Genomic DNA, 18,100 nt, shown 5'->3' on the forward strand with positions numbered 1-18,100 from the left:
TTACACCGGGCTTTCCACCATGCCGCCGTCCACGGTGAGCACTGAACCATTCATGTAGCCCCCCGCCGCCCGGCTGGCCAGCAGTAACAGCGGAACGCTGAGTTCCTCGAGTTCGCCCATACGCCGTGCCGGGATGGTCCTGATGTAGCGCTCGCCGCTTTCGGTGCGGAAATAGTCGCTGTTGATGTCGGTGAGAAACCAGCCGGGGCACAGGGCATTGACCCGGATGTTCTGGCGGCACAGCTCCATGGCCATCGACTTTGTCAGCTGTACAACACCGGTCTTGGAGACGTTGTAGGCGGCTTTCAGCACGCCGGTGTGCAGCCCGTAGATGGAGCCGATATTCACGATGCTGCCCCCGTTGCCGCTGCGCGTCATGTGCTTCGCTCCGGCCTGTGCCACGCGCCAGGCGCCGTTCAGGTTGGTTTCGATGATGTGATACCAGTCCGGTTCGGTGGTATCGAGGAATTTGATCGGGTCGCTGGCGACCCCGGCGTTGTTGATCAGGATGTCCAGTTGCCCCCAGTCCCGCTCGAGCTCGGCAAAGGCGGCCGCAACGCTGTCCGGGCTGGTGACGTCGAGGGTGATGGCGCCGGCCTCGGCACCCGCCGCGCGCAGGGCGTCGACCTGCTCGGCCAGCTTGTCGCGGCGTCGGGCGGCCAGCACCACGCGTGCGCCTGCCGCGCTCAATACCCGCGCAAAATGCGCTCCCAGGCCGCTGGACGCCCCGGTAACCAGGGCAGTCTGGCCCTGCAGCTGAAAATAATCCTGTGCCATATCGCCTCCCGCTCCTCTCCCGCGCCTAATCGAACAAGGGGACGCTGCCCCAGGGCTGGCCTGCGGCATCCTTGGCGGACAGCGTGGGCTGCTCGCCCGGGGCAAGCGGCCATTGAATGTTGAGTTGTGGGTCATCCCAGGCCAGTGCAACCTCGCTGGCGGGATGGTAGTAGTCGCTGCATTTGTACTGGAAGTCGGCGAACTCGGAGAGCACGTAAAAACCGTGTGCAAAGCCCGGGGGTACCCACAGCATGCGGTGGTTGCTGGCACTCAGCTCCAGGCCGAACCACTGGCCCAGCGTCGGCGAGCTGCGGCGCAGGTCTACCGCCACATCAAACACCGCGCCGGAGGTCACCCGGACCAGTTTTCCCTGCGGCTGAGTGGTCTGGTAGTGCAGGCCACGCAGGATGCCCCTGGCAGAGCGACTGTGGTTGTCCTGTACGAAGTTGACGTCGAGCCCGGCGTCGCGAAACGTTGCCGCGTTCCAGCTTTCGAGGAAGAAGCCACGCTCATCGCCGAACACGCGCGGTTGCAGCACACACAGGCCGGCCAGCGGCGTAGGCTCAAAGGTCATTGCTCAGCACCCCGTCCTGGTCCAGCAGCTGTCGCAGATACAGGCCGTAGCCACTTTTTTCCAGCGGCGCGGCCAGCGCGAGCAATTTCTCCGCATCGATGTAGCCCATACGGTAGGCCACTTCCTCGGGACAGGCGATTTTCAGGCCCTGGCGCTCTTCGACCACGCGAATGAAGTTGGCCGCGTCCAGCAGCGAATTGTGTGTGCCGGTGTCCAGCCACGCAGTACCGCGGCTCATCACCTCCACCCGCAGGTCGCCGCGCGCCAGATACGCCTTGTTGACATCGGTGATCTCGAGCTCGCCGCGGGCGGACGGGCGGATCCCCCGGGCAATATCCACGACATCATTGTCGTAAAAGTAGAGGCCGGTCACGGCGTAGTGGGAGCGGGGCCGCGCCGGCTTCTCCTCAATGTCCACGGCAACGCCCTGGGCGTTGAAGCTCACCACCCCGTACCGTTCCGGGTCCTGCACGTAGTAGGCAAACACCGAGGCGCCGGACTGGCTCTGGGCCGCGTTGCGCAGGCTCTGGGTGAAGCCGCCGCCGTAGAAAATGTTGTCGCCCAGCACCAGGGCACAGGGGCTGTCGCCGATGAATTCAGCACCCAGCAGGAAGGCCTGGGCCAGCCCGTCCGGACTGGGCTGCACGGTGTACTGGATATTGATGCCCCACTGCCGACCGTCCGCCAGCAGGTCGCTGAATGCCGCCTGGTCGCGGGGTGTGGTGATCACCAGGATATCCCGGATACCGGCGAGCATCAGTGTTGCCAGCGGGTAGTAGATCATGGGTTTGTCATACACCGGCATCAATTGCTTGCTCACCGTGCTGGTGAGGGGGTGCAGGCGGGTGCCCGAACCGCCGGCAAGAATGATGCCCTTGTACTGAGTAGCGGCCATACCTGATCCGGTCTTTTGAAAAGCCGCGATTATACGGGAAAAGGCGGCCAATTGACGATAAGGCGCGGCGATCAGAGCCGTTCGCGAACGCCGGGACTGGCCTCCTGCCCCGCGAGACTGCTAGAATCGGGTCGTCGCCAGCCACGTCTGCGGCGACAGCGATGGGCCCCTGGCCCGACCTCCAACGGTACAGGAAGAGGCGCCGTCATCAGGCAGCTTGATACAGTAGTGAGCGATTCCGCTGCAGCCGCAAGCGTCGACACCGCCTGCCCGCCAGCACCCGTGGGGAAAGCCCTGCGTCCGCTGCGCATCGCGCTGCTCGGCTATCGCAGCAAGCCCCATGCCGGTGGGCAGGGGGTCTACATCAAGTACCTGAGCAAGGCACTGGTCGACATGGGCCACACGGTCGATGTGATTTCCGGTCCACCCTACCCTGAGCTCGACCCGCGCGTCCGCCTGATTCAGCTGCCCAGCCTGGACCTGTTCGAGAACGGGCTGGGGTCGCTGCGCCCGCGACACCTGCGCTCGCTGAGCAACATCATCGAGTGGCTGAGCAAATTGACGGGGGGCTTTGCCGAGCCCTACACCTTCGGTCGCCGCGCCGTGAAGTACCTGCGCCGGCATCGTGGCGATTACGACCTGATTCACGACAACCAGAGCCTCAGCTACGGCATGCTGCAGCTGCAGGACATGGGCCTGCCGCTGGTGACCACGGTGCACCACCCCATCACCAGCGACCTGCGCATTGCCCTGGCCGCCGCGCCGCGCCTCTACCAGCGCCTGCTGATTCGTCGCTGGCACTCGTTCCTGCGCATGCAGCAGAAAGTCATCACGCGTCTGCACCATGTGGTGACGGTGTCGGACTGCTCGCGGCAGGACATTGCCCGGGATTTTGGTTTGCAGCCCGCGGGCATTGCGCTGGTGCACAACGGCATAGACACGGCGGAGTTCCGCCCCCTGCCGGAGGTCGAGCGCCGACCGCTGCGGCTGATGGCGACGTCGTCCGCTGATGCGCCCCTCAAGGGGCTGCGCTACCTGCTGCTGGCCTGTGCGCGCCTGCTGCCGCGCTACCCCGAGTTGGAACTGCTGCTGGTGAGCAAGCCCGAACCCGGTGGGCGCACCGAGCGACTGATCGAGCGCCTGGGAATCGGTCCACATATCCGCTTCGTCAACGGTATCAGTACCAGCGACATGGTGCGCTACTACGCCGAGGCGAGCATCGCGGTCGCGCCCTCTATCTACGAGGGGTTCGGCCTGCCCGCTGGCGAGGCCATGGCCTGTGGCGTGCCGGTGATCTCCACCAACGGTGGCGCACTGCCGGAAGTGGTGGGCGATGCCGGTGTGCTGGTACCGGTGCGGGATGCCGAGGCTCTCGCCGAGGCCATCGACAGCCTGCTGCAGGACCCGCAGCGTCGGGCCAGGCTGGGTGCCGCCGGGCGCCAGCGCATCCTCGAAGCGTTCAGCTGGGAGGTGTGCGCCCGCGACATGGACGCCTACTACCGCAAAGTGATCGCCGATGCAGACCGTTGATTTTCGCTATTTTCCCCTGCAGCCTGGCGATCGCGTACTCGACCTGGGCTGTGGTGAGGGTCGGCACGTGATTGCCGCGTATGCGGCTGCGCCGGTGCAGGCGGTGGGTGTCGATCTGTCCCATCGCGACCTGTGTACGGCACAGGCCCGGGCCGCGGAATTCCTGCAGCCTGGTGAGTCTGGTAAGCAGCTGGACCTCGCTCAGGCCTCTGCGCTCTGCCTGCCCTTCCCCGATGCCAGTTTCGATAAAGTCATCTGCTCTGAGGTGCTGGAGCATATCCCGGATTACCGTGCCGCTCTGGTGGAAATCCGCCGGGTGCTGAAGCCCGGTGGGCTGCTGTGCGTGAGTGTGCCCCGGCGCTGGCCGGAGCGGCTCTGCTGGCTGCTGAGCAAGCGCTATCACCAGACCCCGGGCGGACACCTGCGTATATTTCGCGCCGACACCCTGCGGGCGGAGATCGAGCGTGGCGGTTTCATCGGGTTTCATCGCCACGGTGCCCACGCGCTGCACGCACCCTACTGGTGGCTGCGTTGCCTGTTCTGGCGCGAGGGCGAACAGCAGTGGCTGGTGCGCCAGTACCACCGCCTGCTGGTCTGGGACCTGCTGCAGGCGCCGCGGTTGACCCGCACACTGGAGCGCTGGTTGAACCCGCTACTGGGCAAGAGTGTCGTGTTGTATTTCCGCGCAGAGGCCGGCCAATGAGCGGCCTGTACCTCAGTCGAGGCCTGTTTCCGCAGGAGTTCCTACGCCCCACGGTCGAGTACCTGCTGAACAGCCAGCGGCCCAGCGGCGAAATCCCCTGGTTCGATGGCGGCTACACGGATCCCTGGGATCACGTTGAAGCGGCCATGGGGCTGTCGATTGGGGGTGAATACGGGGCGGCCGTGAGCGCCTATCGCTGGCTCGCCGCGCGCCAGCTGGCGGATGGCAGCTGGTGGGCGTCTTACCGCGGCGATGTCGTGGACAATGACCACCGGCGGGAAACCAATTTCGTCGCGTATGTGGCGACCGGTGTCTGGCATCATTTTCTGATTACCGAAGATCGGGATTTCCTGCAGGAGATGTGGCCCACGGTGGAGCGCGCCGTGCGCTTTGTGCTGGCACTGCAGGGCCCCCAGGGCGAGATTGACTGGGCGGTCAACAGCGCCGGGGAACCGCTGCGCGATGCCCTGGTCACCGGCTGCAGTTCAATCTACAAAAGCCTGGAGTGCGCAATCAACATTGCCGTGACACTGGGCGAGCCGCGACCGGCCTGGGTTGCCGCCCGCGCCGCGCTGGGCACGGCGCTGCGCCAGCGGCCGGAACGCTTCGACCGCAGCTGGGAGAGCAAGGCCCGCTTTTCCATGGACTGGTTCTATCCCGTGTTGTCCGGCGCCATCAGCGGGTCCGCCGCGCGCGCGCGGCTGGCGGCGCGCTGGGAGGAGTTTGTGCACCCGGGCCTGGGCTGCCGCTGCGTGTCGGATCAGCCCTGGGTGACCGTGGCCGAGTCCTGTGAACTGGTGATGGCGCTGCTGGCGGCGGGCGATCATGCGCGCGCCGTCGAGCTGTATAGCTGGCTGCACCAGTGGCGCTCCGATGACGGTGCCTACTGGACAGGCTATCAGTTCGTGGAGGACCTGCTCTGGCCTGAAGAACAGCCGACCTGGACTGCCGCCGCGGTTCTGCTGGCGGCGGACGCCCTCACCGGGCATACCGCCGCCGCCAGGCTGTTCACATCCGTGCAGTTGCTGCCAGATGCGGAGGGTGTGGCGACCCGGGCGCGTCGCGACCAGTAGTTGCGGTTTACAGGCGGCGCAGTACCGCCAGGCTCTCGACCTGTTCACACAGCACAAATAAACCGGATTGCAGGGCCAGTCGGTAGACGGCCCGCGGGGCCTGGCCGCCTTTGGCTGCGTCGGCGTACACATCGTGAATCGCCAGGATACCGCCGCGCCGGATGTGGCCTGCCCAGCAGCGGTAGTCGGTGAGTGCCGCATCGAGGCTGTGCCCACCGTCAATGAACACCATGGCGAGCGGTGTTTGCCAGTGGCGGGCGGCGGCGGCAGACCCCGCAACCACCGGCACTACGGTGTCGTCCAGGCCGGCGCGCTCGATGTTGCGGCGGAATTCCCGGAAGGTATCCACCCGTGCGATATCGGCGTCGTACAGCGCCGGGTCGTGGAACATTTCCCCACGCTGGTGTTCCTCGGACCCGCGATGGTGGTCCAGGGCAAAGACGGTGCTGCCGTTTTCCTGTGCCGCCAGCCCCAGGTACAGGGTCGATTTGCCGCAATAACTGCCGATCTCAAGGAGTGGCCCGGCGCTACTGCTGGACTGCGCCCAGCGGTACAGCGCCTGCGCCTCGTCCGGGTGCAGGAAGCCTTTGATCTGGTCGATGTCGGCGGGCAGTTGCGCTGGCATGGCTGGCGCGGCGTCACGGCGAGGCCGCGACGCCAGATCCTCAGGGGGTGCTGCTGGCGGTCGGGGCGGGCGGCGGCTCCAGCGACTCGTCCAGGCGGTAGACATCCTCCGGGCTCAGCAGGCCGGCCTGTGCCTTGAGACGCATGGTGTTGAGGATATAGTCGTAGCGGCTGTTCGCGTAGTCGCGCTCGGCGGCAAAGAGGGTGTTCTGGGCGTTCAGCACGTCAACCACGTTGCGCGTGCCGACTTCGTAGCCAGCCTGGGTGGCATCCAGGGCGCTTTTCGACGAAACGATGGCCTGCGCGCGAGCAGCAACACGGGATACGTCACTGATCACGGTCATGTGCAGGGAGCGGGCATCTGTGACCGTCGTACGGGCCAGATTGATACGGTTTTCCCGTGCCGCGTTGAACTCCTGGGCCGCCTTGCGCCGGTTGGAACTCACGGCGCCGCCGCTGTAGAGCGGGACATCCAGGCGGATCTGCCACAGGCTCTCGTCCAGTTCGCTGTCCGGCGAGGTTTCAAAGCCCGTGGCGGGTGTCCGCGTCAGGTTGCCCTCGGTGTCGTAGTCGGAGTAGCTGTAACTGCCGCTGATGCGGGGTGCGTGCTCCATCTGGTTGGCCTTGGCCAGCTGGCGCGCGGCTTCTTCAGCATAGCGGGACGCCTGCAGGCTGAAGTTGTTTTCCAGCGCGAACTCCACCCAGGCAGCGCGGTCTGCGGGCTCGGGCGGTTTCACGGCGAAATCATCCTTGAGCACGTTGAGCTCGCCGTGTGCGCGGCCGGTCAATACCGACAAACGCTCCAGCGCTACGGAGACATTGTTCTCATCGACAATCCGGTTCACTTGGGCGAGGTCGCGTGCGGCCTGCGCCTCATAGACATCGGTGATGGCGATCAGGCCCACTTCGAAGCGCTGCTGGGTCTGCTCCAGCTGCCGCTCGAAGGCTTTCTCCGCGGCGCGCGATGCGGCGAGGTTGTCCTGGGCGCGCAGTACCAGCAGGTAGGCCTCGGCCACCCGTACAATCAAGTTCTGCTGGTTGGCGGCAAAGGTGGCCTCCGCCTGCTTGGTGAACTCCCGGCCCGACTGGAAGGTGAACCAGGCCGGCAGGTCGAACAGGGGCTGGTTGAGGCTGACTTCGTAGCCGTCGCGGGTGGTATCGATATCCGTAACGGTCTGTATCGTTTCCAGGCCACCGCCGAGCCCGCCGTCCACGGCGAAGCTCTCGTCGGTCGAGCTGCGGTCGACGTCGGTATAATTGTAGTTGGCATTCACTTGCGGCAAGAGCCGCGACAGGCCGAGCTTCTCCGTTTCCAGATTGGCTTTGTACTGTGCTTCTTCAGCCTTCAGTTGCGCGTCGTTGGCCAGCGCCAGCTCGTAAATATCGCGCAGGGACTCCGCCCCGGCGGGAGCGGTACTCGCAAAGAGCGCCAGCGCCAGCAATGCGGCTCCTGTCTTTCTCATCCTGAATCCTCTGTCGTGCTTCTGCAGTAGCGTGTGCGAGTGTAGCAGCCCGGGCGGTTCTCCGCATGCGTTAACCGGGTCGCAAAACCGGTAATATACTCACGGTTTTCAACGAGACAAGTGCTACACTCGGCGCTTTTACCGCGTCTGCACACGCCGGTGCTATACCAGTAGCCGGTTTTTTGCGGGCACAGGAAACAGATGATGGCAGTGCAGCGGGCCCGCAAGCGCCCCTTCAAAATGGATCTCAAGCGCCTGCACGCGCTGTGCGAGGCGAACTATGCGCGCCTGCTGCGTCTGTTCCCGGATTATGAACAGGCCAACACGCGCGAGTTTGCGCTGGGCGCCGCCCGCGTAAGGCTGGAAGTGCTGGAGCGTAGCCGCTACACCACGTTTTTTCGCCTGCATCAGCTACACGGGGAAGACCGCTGGCTGCGCCGGCTGGTGATCGACGTGCGCGCCTATCATGACGCGGGCATGCTAGAAGTAGGCGCGTTCCAGTCCCAGAGCCGCATTCAGGCGCGCTACAGTTACCCCAACAAGCAGATGTTCCAGCAGGACGAAAAGTTGCAGCAGAATGAGTTCCTCGGCGACTGGCTGGCCCACTGCCAGGCCAATGGCCTGGGGCAGTTGCCCGCCTCCACACCGGGCAATGTACGCTGAGCGCTGATGGCGATGGTCGAGATCAAGCGCCAGACTGTTCCCGTAGCCGACGACGTGGTGCGCCTGCTGCAGTTGACCGATACGCATCTCTGTCGTGAACGCGGCGGCGAGCTGCTGGGTATGGATACCGACCACTCACTGCAGGCGGTGATCGACCTCGCCCTGCGGGAACGGCCGCGCGTCGACGCCGTGCTGGGCACCGGTGATATGTCCAACCATGGCTTCCTGGAGGCCTATCAGCGCCTGCGAGGCTATTTCGAGCGCTTTGCCGCGCCGCAGTTCTGGCTGCCGGGCAACCACGACGACCGTGCCCGCATGGCTGCGGTGGACACGACGGGCGCCCTGCTCAGCAACGACATCCGCCTGGGGCGCTGGCAGCTGGTCATGCTCGATTCCCAGGTGCCCGGTGAGGTGGGGGGTCATCTGGGCGCAGAACAGCTGGCGCTGCTGCGTGAGACTCTGGCACTGGCGGCGGCAGAGGGGCTGTTCAGCCTCATCTGCCTGCACCATCATCCGCTGCCCATTGGCTGTCACTGGCTGGATGAACAGCGGGTCGCCGATGCCGATGCCCTGTTCGACGTGCTCGCAGCGTACGCCGGCGTGCGCGGCGTACTCTGGGGGCATGTGCACCAGGAGGTCGACCGCATCTGGCGGGGATTGCGCCTGCTGGGGTCACCTTCCACCTGTGTGCAATTTGCGCCCGACAGCGAGAATTTTCGTGCCGATACGCTGCCGCCGGGTTACCGCTGGCTGGAACTGCACCCCGATGGCCGCATTGACACCGGGGTTTCCCGTGTCTGGGACGTTGCGTTCACGGTAGACCTGAACCGCGGCGGTTATCTGCAGGATTAGTCGCCAGACGGGCGCCAGACCGCGCTGCTGGGTTACAATGCAGCCCGCCCGACTAACGCAGTTCCAGGAAACCACAGGCAGGCATGAGCAATTACACCGCGGAAGACATTGAAGTCCTCACCGGGCTTGAGCCGGTGCGCAAGCGCCCCGGCATGTACACTGATACGACACGCCCCAATCACCTCGCCCAGGAAGTGATCGACAACAGCGTCGATGAGGCCCTCGCCGGGCACGCCAGTCGCATCGATGTGATACTGCACCGGGATGGCGCTATCACGGTGAGCGATGACGGCCGCGGCATGCCGGTGGATATCCACCCGGTGCAGGGCCGGCCGGGCGTGGAGGTGATTCTCAGCACGCTGCACGCCGGCGGCAAGTTCTCCAACAAGAACTACCAGTTTTCCGGCGGACTGCACGGTGTCGGCGTGTCTGTGGTGAACGCGCTCTCTACCCGGCTGGAAGTCACGATCCGCCGCGACGGGAATGTCTATCGCATGGCCTTCGCCGGTGGCGAGAAAGCCAGTGAACTCGAGGTGATCGACACCTGCGGCAAACGCAACACGGGAACCGCCATTTATTTCATGCCGGACCCGCAATACTTCGATTCGGTAAATTTCTCCGTCATACGCCTGCAACACGTGCTGCGCGCCAAGGCGGTGCTCTGCCCGGGGCTGCGCGTCACCTTCCTGGACGAGAAAAAGGGCGAGACTGACGAGTGGTATTACGAGGACGGCCTGACGGACTACCTCTGCGACGCGACCATTGACTCTCCCTGTGTACCCGAGCAGCCGTTTGTCGGCAGCTTCAGCGGCCGCAGCGCAGCGGCGGACTGGGCGGTGCAGTGGCTGCCGGACGGTGGCGAGGTGATTGCCGAGTCCTACGTCAACCTGATTCCCACGGCGCAGGGTGGCACTCATGTGAACGGCCTGCGCACCGGGCTGCTGGACGCGATGCGTGAGTTCTGCGAGCTGCGCAGCCTTTTACCCCGGGGCGTGCGTCTGGCCCCCGATGATATCTGGGATCGCTGCTGTTACGTGCTCTCGGTCAAGCTCGAGGACCCGCAGTTCTCGGGCCAGACCAAGGAGCGGCTGTCATCCCGCGAGGCCGCGGCCTTCGTCTCGGGTGTGGCCAAGGATGCTTTCAGCCTGTGGCTCAACCAGCACACCGGCGAGGCTGAGCGTATTGCCGAACTATGCATCAACAGCGCCCAGAACCGCCTGCGCACGGCGCGCAAGGTGACCCGGAAAAAAGTCACGGCAGGCCCTGCCCTGCCCGGCAAACTGGCGGACTGTTCTGGCGAGGACCCCACCCGCGGCGAGCTGTTTCTGGTGGAAGGGGATTCCGCCGGCGGCTCCGCGAAACAGGCGCGCAATCGGGAGTTCCAGGCCATCCTGCCGCTGCGCGGCAAGATCCTCAATACCTGGGAAGTGGATTCCCAGGAGATTCTTGCCTCGCAGGAAGTGCACAACATTTCGGTGGCGCTCGGCATCGACCCCGCCAGCGACGACCTGTCCGGCCTGCGCTATCACAAGGTCTGCATCCTGGCCGACGCCGACTCCGACGGCCTGCACATCGCCACGCTCATCTGCGCGCTGTTTGTGCGGCACTTCCGCCCGCTGGTGACGGCGGGCCACGTGTTCGTCGCCATGCCCCCGCTGTACCGCATCGACGTGGGCAAGGAGGTCTTCTATGCGCTGGACGAAAGCGAAAAACAGGGGGTGTTGGACCGCATTCAGGCCGAGAACAAGAAAGGCAAAGTCAACGTGCAGCGCTTCAAGGGCCTCGGCGAAATGAATCCGCTGCAGCTGCGCGAGACCACCATGGATCCCGACACACGTCGCCTGGTGCGGCTGGTGATAGACGCCGGCGACGAGACCAACAGCATGCTCGATATGTTGCTCGCCAAGAAACGTGCGGGGGATCGCAAGGCCTGGCTGGAAAGCAAGGGTGACCTGGCCGATATTGCGGTGCTCTGAGGCGCCGCACTCCGCCGACCTTGCGAGTGAACTGACAGCGGTATCTGTACTCAAATCGCTTATAGTAGGGTCAGCGCAACATGATGATGGAGGTGAGGTGATGAATTCGATCTGCAAGGGGCTGCTTGTCGCGGCCATGCTGCTGGGCAGTGCACTGGCCCAGGCGCAGTGGGAGCTGGACAACAGCCGTTCCAGCCTGGATTTCCTGTCGATCAAGAACGACGCGATTGCCGAGAGTCACCACTTCACGTCTCTGGTGGGATTCGTCAGCGCTGAAGGGCAGGTGCAGGTGGGCATTGATCTCGACAGCGTGGAAACCCTGATCCCCATTCGCAATGAACGCATGCGCGAGCTGCTGTTCAAGACCGCGCAGTTTCCCGCGGCGAACATCGCCGCCAACGTGTCACCGGAAGTGCTCGCCATCGTGACGGACGGTGGTGTGGTGTCCACGGATATCGAAGTGCTGCTGACGCTGCACGGCACCGAGGCCAAGCTGTCCGTGTCCGTGCTGGTCACCGGGACCGAAGGCGGCCTGTTGCGGGTGATCAGCGCCCGGCCGGTAGTGGTCAACGCGGAGACCTTCGGCCTGGCTGACGGTGTGCGTGCGCTGCAATCCGTCGCCGGCCTGAACGCCATCAGCACGGCAGTACCGGTCACCTTCAACCTGGTCTTCGTGCCGGCCGGCGCCTGACGTCCTCAGCGGGTAGGGCCACCCAGACGCCCAAGCAGGGCGCGGTAGTTGCGGTTGCCGGGGTCGCTGGCCACCAGCTGCTGCGCCCAGTACCGCGCGCGCTCCAGATCGCCGCTGCTGGCTGTGTAATTGGTGAGTGCCAGCAGAATATCCGCATTACCCGGTGCCTGTCGCTGAACCGCTTCCAGCGTGGTAATCGCCTGTGTGATGTCACCACTGTCGTACAGGGCAATGGCATACACGTAACGGTGCCGAGTGCCTTCCTCCTCCTGCTCCGCGGCGCGCCGCAGATACTCCAGAGCCAGTGCCCGGTTGCCCGACCGGGTTTCCAGTAGCCCCAGCGCGTGCAGCGCTGCGCCGTTGTCCGGCGCGATGGCGAGTGCCGCCTGCAGCTCGGCGCGCGCCTCGTCCTCCCGCTGCAGCATACGCAGCAGGTCGGCGAGGTTCAGGCGGGCGGGCAGCAGCTGCGGGTTCAGCTGCAGTGCTTCGCGGTAGGCTTTTTCGGCTGCGGGCAGGTCGCCGCGGTTGAGCAGGAACATGCCCATCTGTAGCTGCACCCCCGGCATATCCGCATGCAGTGACTGTATGGCAATGTACTCGGCGAACAGGCTGCGCAGGGCGTCGGCCTGTGCCGGCGGAACCTGGGCCAGGGGTACCGCAGCCAGGTTCTCGGCGACTGCCATGCGCACGCTGGTGATGTCATCGCTGATCAGTGGCTGCAGCAGGCTGTAGCGCTGCGGCAGTGGCAGGCCGCTGGCCCCGCGCACGGCGCCGAGACGCAGGAGGGGATCGGGAGACTCAAGCAGCGCCTGTGCCTCCGGCGATGCACCACCGCCGGTCTGCCCCAGGGCGGCGAGCGCGGTTGCGCGCATGATGGGGGTGGCGCTGCCATCCGCCGCCAGTGCCTGTACATCAGGCACTGCCTGCGCCTGTCCGGCATGCAATCGCTGCAGTGCGCGGGCCGGGTGCGAGCCGCTATCGGTGAAGTTCACCCCCCAGTCCCGCACCGCGGCCAGCGCCCAGTCCGCCGTTTGATCGACGTGGCACTGGTTGCAGGCGTTGGGGACGCCCATGGTGACGCTGAGGTCAGGCCGCGGGATGCGCATGCTGTGGTCGCGGCGCGGGTCGACCACCATATAGGTGGTTTCAGGCATGTGGCAGTTGGCGCAGGACGCCCCGCTGGACCCCTCCGGGTGATGATGGTGTTCGGGTTGGTCGTACACCGCTGCCTGATGACACTGTGCACAGACCCCGTTGCCCGGTGCGCGCAGTTGCAGGCTATGGGGCTCGTGGCAGTTACTGCAGACCACACCGGCCTGGTGCATCTTGCTCTGCACCCAGGAGCCGTAGACGAACACTTCATCGCGGATCTGCCCGTCGTGGTAGTACAGCGGAGTTTCCGGCAGGGCCAGGCGGTGGGTGTCCAGCAGCGGCTTGCCGTAGTGATAGTCACCCAGGGTGCCCCGGCGGGAGTGGCAGCGGCCGCAGTTGTCGATCTGTGTGTTCTCTGTCAGCGGCTCCAGCCGGCTGGCGATGGCGGCGCCCTCGTTGAATGCCCAGTCACCCCGCTGTTGCAGGGCGACCGGGAAGCCCCCTCCAGCCACGCTGGACACGCTGCCATCGGCGACCCGCTTCAGGTGTGCTTCGCCCGGGCCGTGGCAGGCTTCACAGCTCACATCTACTTCGCTGAAGCGGGTGTCGAAGCTGCGCGTACGCGCATCGTAGCGCTTTTCCACGTTGGTGCTGTGACATTCGGCACAGCGGGTGTTCCAGTTCATGTAGGGGCCGGTCCAGTGCAGCGGATCGGTGTGGTCAGTCACTTCGTCGGGGTTGAGGTGAAACCAGCGCTGGCCACCCTCTGCCGCCGGTCGCGCATCCCAGGCGATCTCAAAGGCCTGTAGCCGGCCGCGGGACAGTGGCAGAAGGTATTGCTGCAGCGGATAGGCCCCGAAGGTGTAGCGCACGGGGAAGTCGGCCAGTTTGCCATCCTCCCCCGCCGTGCGGATGAACCACGCAGCGTCTTTGCGGAAGAAGGTTGTGACCACGTCGCGATGAGTAAAGGTGGCCTGGTTGAAGTCGCCCAGCACTGACTGTTCCGTCGGTGTCTCCATCGCCAGATCGTGATGCGACCCCTGCCACTGCGTGTGTTGCTCAGTATGGCAGCTGCCGCAGTTATCGCTGCCGACAAAGGCGCCGGATGCAAGGACCTGCGCGCTCAGCGTCAGGCAGAAAACAAAGAATGCGCACCGCACGGTATGAACACCTTGCCCTGAAGAGGGTTCAGGCTAACCCATGGCCGGCTGTTTCCCAAGTGCGTTGCGCGGGTTTTGCGGTGGAGACAGTGTGTGGCCCCAGAGCAGCGGCTGCAGGGTGTCCGGTTCGCTGCGCGCGCCGTCCGCCAGCCAGCGTGCGAGCGCAGCTGCCACATCGGGAAAGTGAACCGTCGGCGCTGTGTTGGGCCGTGCATGCCAGGCCGCCAGCGAATCTGCAGTCAGTTCTGCGGTCACGGTTGCGTACCCAAGCTCGCGCAGGGCCATCGCGTTGGCCAGTTGTTCAAGCTGCCCCCGCAGCGGGCGTGTAAGCACCGGCTTGCGCCACTGCAGGCACTCGCTGACCAGTTCGAAGCCGCTGTTGCAGATCACCCCTGAACAGCCTGCGAGAGCCTGCTTGAAGGTTGCGACGCGGGCGGGGTGCAGATGCACGTTGCCGGACACGGCTTCCGGGAGTGCCGGTCCGAACAGCTCGAAGCGCTGCTCAGGGCACTGCTGCAGGACGCCCACGACGTGGCGTGTGTCCTCAAACGGCAGATAGACAACAATATGTCCCTTGGCTCGGATATCCAGCGCGGGCAGGTCCAGAATCGGTGGCAGCACGTGCCTGCCGTAGGGGTGCCAATGCAGGCCGATCCCCCTGTCCACAGGGGCAAAGGCCTGCATGATACGCCGTGCCAGCCAGTGTCCCGCCGGTGTCGGGGTGTCGCCGCCGAAAGCGTACTGATGGCCGATGCCGATGGTGGGAATACCCGCCCTGCGGCCGGCGCGAGCTACAACCGGTTCGAAATCGGTAACGACAAGATCAAAGCCCCGCACGGGCAGCGTCCGCACATCGCGGCGAAACTGCCACAATCGGGCCTGACTCAGGGTTCTGCGATAGCGGATCCTGCCGGCCTCGGTGGCGAAGGTCAGGCCGCGGCAGTGCAGGAAGTCGCCAAAGGGCGCCATATCGAACAGCTGGTCCCGCTCGCGACCGGAAAACACCCAGACAATCTCTACGTCCAGACCCTCAAAGGCCCGGGCCATGGCGCGGGCACGGCTGATGTGGCCATTGCCGGTGGCCTGTACGCCGTAAAGAATGCGCATCAAGGCAGCAGCCCCGGCAGTTGCGCAGTCGCCAGCGCAATGCCCGCGCCCATGAGGGCCCCTGCGACGGTGTCACCTGGAAAATGTACCCCGAGCAGGATGCGGGACAGGGCCACCCCACAGGCCCACACGAAGACCACCACGAAGGGGCCGCCGTAGAACAGTGTGAGCAGCGTTGCCAGCAGAAACGCCGCCGAGGTGTGGCCTGACGGAAAGCTGAACTGGTCGGACGCGGTGATCAGGCTGCGGAAACCGGGTACCGCGACCTGCGGGCGTCGCCGGCGCAGGCTGTTTTTCAGGCTCCAGTAAAGAGCGCGCTCAGCGACAAGGGCGGTGGCCAGCGCCGTGGCGAACCCCACAGCCTGCGGCACGCCGAGTAGCCACAATAACAGGGGCACCAGTGCCTGCAGGTAGCCGTCGCCGGAGCGTGACACGGCGCGGGCAAGCGGGCGTACCATACGCCGCTCACCCTGGGAAAATATGCGGGCGAGCAGGTGAAGGTCCAGCCTGTGCATGGCGGTGAGCAGCTTCATGCATCCACAATGGCGTGTCGGTGTGGCAGCGGTGTGACAGCGGGGTGACGATTTGATGAAATCAGGCGTGCTGCACGGGGGATACGGCAGTGCGTGCAATAGCAATTTACAGCGGGTGGGCGCTCTCATACCATGCGAACTTCCGCCGCCACGCAACACGGGAAGTGCACAGTGAAACTGGGAATCCTGAAGACAGACGCCGTCAGGCCTGAGTGGGTGCCGGATTTCGGCGAGTACCCCGACATGTTCATCGCCCTGCTCAGCCGGCTCGACCCGACCCTTGAGTTTCGCGTGTACGATGTACAGGAGGGCATCTATCCGCAGGATATCGATGAGGTGGACGCCTATCTGATTACCGGCAGCAAAAGCAGCGTGTATGACAGCGACCCGTGGATAGCGCGCTTGAAGGAGTTTGTGCGGACCTTGCACGCGCGGAAGAAAAAACTGCTGGGTATCTGTTTCGGGCACCAACTGGTGGCCGAGGCCCTGGGCGGCAAGACCGAGAAGTCACCCAAGGGCTGGGGCGTGGGCATTCACCGGCACAGCTTCCAGCGTCTGCCTGCCTGGCACGATCAGGGGTCGGCGGCCTTTGCGATTCTGGTCAGTCACCAGGATCAGGTGGTGGCACCGGCAGCGGGCGCCGAGGTGCTCGCCGGCAGCGAATTCTGCGAAAACGCCGTGTGCCAGCTGGGTGATCACATCCTGACCTTCCAGGGTCATCCCGAGTTCGTGCCGGGTTACGCGCAGGCGGTCATGCAATTTCGCCGCGAACGTATCGGCGAGGAGGCCTACACGCAGGGCATGGCGTCGCTGGCAGAGGACTCCGAGGCCGAGCGTGTCGGACGCTGGATGCTGGCGTTTCTGCGCAGCTAGCCGCAGCGCCTGCGATTCACCAGCTGCCGGTGTTCGGCATGGACGCCCAGGGCTCGGCGGCGGGCAGGCTCTCGCCGGCTTGCAGCAATTCAATCGAAATGCCGTCCGGTGAGCGAATGAACGCCATGTGGCCGTCGCGCGGCGGCCGGTTGATGGTCACGCCGGCATCCAGCAGGCGCTGGCAGGTGGCATAGATGTCGTCAACGCGGTAGGCCAGGTGGCCGAAGTTGCGGCCTCCGCTGTAGTTCTCCGGGTCCCAGTTCCAGGTAATTTCCAGCAGCGGGCTGCTTTCCTCGCGCGCCCGCTGCACATCGCCCGGCGCCGCCAGGTAGACCAGCGTGAAACGCCCGCCCTCGCTGTCGTAGCGGTTCACCTCCACCAGGCCCAGCTTGTTGCAGTAGAAATCCAGCGAGGCGTTCAGATCGCTGGCGCGTACCATGGTGTGCAGGTAGTGCATCGGTTTTGCTCTCCGGTTGATCCAGCCTGCATGGTAGGAGCCTCACCGCATAGCCGCAACCCGGTTAGTCTGTCCCGAGTTGTCGCATGAGGTACAATCCGCCTTTTGACCGCCGCGGCCGGCGGTCTTCAGCGGAGTCTTCTATGTGGTTCAAAAATGTGCGGGCATATCGCCTGACAAGCCCCTTTTCCCTGTCTGCGGAGCAACTCGAAACGCAGCTGGCCCAGCGCGGGTTTCAGCACTGCGCCGCAACGCAGCCTGTGTCCCTGGGCTGGGTGCCGGCGCTGGGTGCGGAGACCGAGGCTCTGGTGCACCCGGTGGACGGCCGCTTTCTGCTGCGCCTGCGGCGCGAGGAACGGCTGCTGCCGTCGACGGTTGTGCGGGAGCAGCTGGCGGAGAAAGTGGCGGCGATTGAAGACGACCAGGGGCGCAAGGTGTATCGCAAGGAGCGCATGACCCTGCAGGATGAAATCGTGCTCGATTTCCTGCCGCGCGCCTTCACCCGCTCCTCGTATCTTTATGCCTATATCGACACGCGTGCCAACTGGGTGTTTGTCGATGCCACCAGCGCGGCGCGTGCCGAGGAATTCCTCAACCTGCTGCGTGAGTGTATCGGCACCTTCCCTGTCGTCCTGCCGCAGGTGAACAATGCGCCGACGGCGACCATGACCGCGTGGCTGGCCCATCAGAGCCTGCCCGATGATTTCGTGCTGGGTGAGGAGTGCGAACTGCGCGAACCCGGCGACGAGGGCGGTGTCGTACGCTGTCGCGGCGTTGATTTGCTGGGGGAAGAGGTGGAGACTCACCTGAACGCCGGCAAACAGGTGGCGCGTCTCGCACTGCACTGGGAAGAGCGGCTCTCGCTGGTGCTGGCAGAGGATCTCTGCCTGCGTCGCCTGAAGTTTTCGGATGAGTTGATGAAGGAAAACGAAGACCTGCCGGAAGCAGATCATGCGGCGCGCCTCGACGCGGACTTCGCACTGATGTCTGACCTGGTTACGCGATTGCAGACCCGCGTGGTCGATCTGTTCGGCGGAGAAATGGAGTAAACCTGCGG

General features: G+C 64.8%; 18 protein-coding genes. 9 read left to right on the top strand and 9 right to left on the bottom strand.

The window, feature by feature from the left end; genetic code table 11:
• Genes R3E49_RS02805 through rfbA form a run of 3 tightly spaced genes read right to left on the bottom strand, consistent with a single transcriptional unit; the run spans position 1 to position 2,246 of the window.
• On the bottom strand, positions 1–777 hold the full coding sequence (locus R3E49_RS02805; RefSeq protein WP_371293648.1) for an SDR family NAD(P)-dependent oxidoreductase: 777 nt from the start codon (positions 775–777) through the stop codon (positions 1–3).
• Between the two features lie 25 nt (positions 778–802).
• Positions 803–1,351: a dTDP-4-dehydrorhamnose 3,5-epimerase gene (rfbC, locus tag R3E49_RS02810; protein ID WP_371293649.1), complete on the bottom strand. Its 549-nt coding sequence runs from the start codon at positions 1,349–1,351 to the stop codon at positions 803–805.
• On the bottom strand, positions 1,341–2,246 hold the full coding sequence (rfbA, locus tag R3E49_RS02815; RefSeq protein ID WP_371293650.1) for a glucose-1-phosphate thymidylyltransferase RfbA: 906 nt from the start codon (positions 2,244–2,246) through the stop codon (positions 1,341–1,343). The genes rfbC and rfbA overlap by 11 nt, the downstream gene beginning before the upstream one ends.
• 228 nt (positions 2,247–2,474) lie before the next feature.
• On the opposite strand from rfbA, the gene R3E49_RS02820 reads away from it, so the two are divergent.
• The 3 genes from R3E49_RS02820 to R3E49_RS02830 are packed head-to-tail and all read left to right on the top strand — an operon-like array spanning position 2,475 to position 5,552.
• Positions 2,475–3,776 carry a glycosyltransferase family 4 protein gene (locus R3E49_RS02820; protein WP_371293652.1) on the top strand — a complete coding sequence of 434 codons (1,302 nt, stop codon included), beginning with the start codon at positions 2,475–2,477 and terminating at the stop codon, positions 3,774–3,776.
• Positions 3,763–4,479, top strand: a complete 717-nt coding sequence (locus tag R3E49_RS02825; RefSeq protein ID WP_371293653.1) for a methyltransferase domain-containing protein — start codon at positions 3,763–3,765, stop codon at positions 4,477–4,479. Before R3E49_RS02820 ends, R3E49_RS02825 begins: the two co-directional genes overlap by 14 nt.
• Positions 4,476–5,552 carry a prenyltransferase gene (locus tag R3E49_RS02830; protein WP_371293654.1) on the top strand — a complete coding sequence of 359 codons (1,077 nt, stop codon included), beginning with the start codon at positions 4,476–4,478 and terminating at the stop codon, positions 5,550–5,552. Before R3E49_RS02825 ends, R3E49_RS02830 begins: the two co-directional genes overlap by 4 nt.
• Before the next feature lie 7 nt (positions 5,553–5,559).
• Here R3E49_RS02830 and R3E49_RS02835 read toward each other — a convergent pair whose 3' ends face one another.
• Together R3E49_RS02835 and R3E49_RS02840 are read right to left on the bottom strand one after the other, a co-directional pair.
• The gene (locus R3E49_RS02835) at positions 5,560–6,177 is read right to left on the bottom strand and encodes a class I SAM-dependent methyltransferase (protein WP_290741135.1); all 618 of its coding nucleotides are present in this window, start codon (positions 6,175–6,177) and stop codon (positions 5,560–5,562) included.
• 40 nt (positions 6,178–6,217) lie between these two features.
• A complete protein-coding gene (locus tag R3E49_RS02840) occupies positions 6,218–7,639 on the bottom strand; it encodes a TolC family outer membrane protein (protein WP_371293656.1) in 1,422 nt (473 codons plus the stop codon).
• Between the two features lie 201 nt (positions 7,640–7,840).
• Here R3E49_RS02840 and R3E49_RS02845 point away from each other — a divergent pair, with 201 nt between their 5' ends.
• The 4 genes from R3E49_RS02845 to R3E49_RS02860 all read left to right on the top strand — a co-directional run bounded on the left by R3E49_RS02845 (position 7,841) and on the right by R3E49_RS02860 (position 11,821).
• Positions 7,841–8,302 (top strand): DUF1249 domain-containing protein, encoded by a 462-nt coding sequence (locus tag R3E49_RS02845; RefSeq protein WP_371293657.1) that lies wholly within the window; start codon positions 7,841–7,843, stop codon positions 8,300–8,302.
• Between the two features lie 6 nt (positions 8,303–8,308).
• Entirely contained in the window at positions 8,309–9,154 is an 846-nt protein-coding gene (gene cpdA, locus R3E49_RS02850; protein ID WP_371293658.1) for a 3',5'-cyclic-AMP phosphodiesterase, read from the top strand.
• Positions 9,155–9,237: 83 nt separating this feature from the next.
• Positions 9,238–11,130, top strand: a complete 1,893-nt coding sequence (gene parE, locus R3E49_RS02855) for a DNA topoisomerase IV subunit B (RefSeq protein ID WP_371293659.1) — start codon at positions 9,238–9,240, stop codon at positions 11,128–11,130.
• A gap of 100 nt (positions 11,131–11,230) precedes the next feature.
• Positions 11,231–11,821 carry a YceI family protein gene (locus tag R3E49_RS02860; RefSeq protein WP_371293660.1) on the top strand — a complete coding sequence of 197 codons (591 nt, stop codon included), beginning with the start codon at positions 11,231–11,233 and terminating at the stop codon, positions 11,819–11,821.
• Positions 11,822–11,826: 5 nt separating this feature from the next.
• Here R3E49_RS02860 and R3E49_RS02865 read toward each other — a convergent pair whose 3' ends face one another.
• The 3 genes from R3E49_RS02865 to R3E49_RS02875 are packed head-to-tail and all read right to left on the bottom strand — an operon-like array spanning position 11,827 to position 15,713.
• Positions 11,827–14,073 carry a tetratricopeptide repeat protein gene (locus R3E49_RS02865; RefSeq protein ID WP_371293661.1) on the bottom strand — a complete coding sequence of 749 codons (2,247 nt, stop codon included), beginning with the start codon at positions 14,071–14,073 and terminating at the stop codon, positions 11,827–11,829.
• A gap of 33 nt (positions 14,074–14,106) precedes the next feature.
• Complete coding sequence (locus R3E49_RS02870) at positions 14,107–15,180, bottom strand: glycosyltransferase family protein (RefSeq protein ID WP_371293785.1); 1,074 nt, start codon at positions 15,178–15,180, stop codon at positions 14,107–14,109.
• Entirely contained in the window at positions 15,180–15,713 is a 534-nt protein-coding gene (locus R3E49_RS02875) for a phosphatase PAP2 family protein (protein WP_371293662.1), read from the bottom strand. Before R3E49_RS02875 ends, R3E49_RS02870 begins: the two co-directional genes overlap by 1 nt.
• 171 nt (positions 15,714–15,884) lie before the next feature.
• Between R3E49_RS02875 and R3E49_RS02880 the strand changes: the two genes are divergently transcribed.
• A complete protein-coding gene (locus R3E49_RS02880; protein ID WP_371293663.1) occupies positions 15,885–16,586 on the top strand; it encodes a GMP synthase in 702 nt (233 codons plus the stop codon).
• A gap of 16 nt (positions 16,587–16,602) precedes the next feature.
• Here the strand turns inward: R3E49_RS02880 and R3E49_RS02885 are convergent, their stop codons facing one another.
• Positions 16,603–17,043, bottom strand: a complete 441-nt coding sequence (locus tag R3E49_RS02885) for a VOC family protein (protein ID WP_371293664.1) — start codon at positions 17,041–17,043, stop codon at positions 16,603–16,605.
• A gap of 143 nt (positions 17,044–17,186) precedes the next feature.
• On the opposite strand from R3E49_RS02885, the gene rdgC reads away from it, so the two are divergent.
• Positions 17,187–18,092: a recombination-associated protein RdgC gene (gene rdgC / locus R3E49_RS02890; protein WP_371293665.1), complete on the top strand. Its 906-nt coding sequence runs from the start codon at positions 17,187–17,189 to the stop codon at positions 18,090–18,092.
• Positions 18,093–18,100 lie beyond the last annotated feature (8 nt).

Source organism: Haliea sp., assembly GCF_041395985.1.
Classification (GTDB): Bacteria; Pseudomonadota; Gammaproteobacteria; order Pseudomonadales; family Halieaceae; genus Haliea.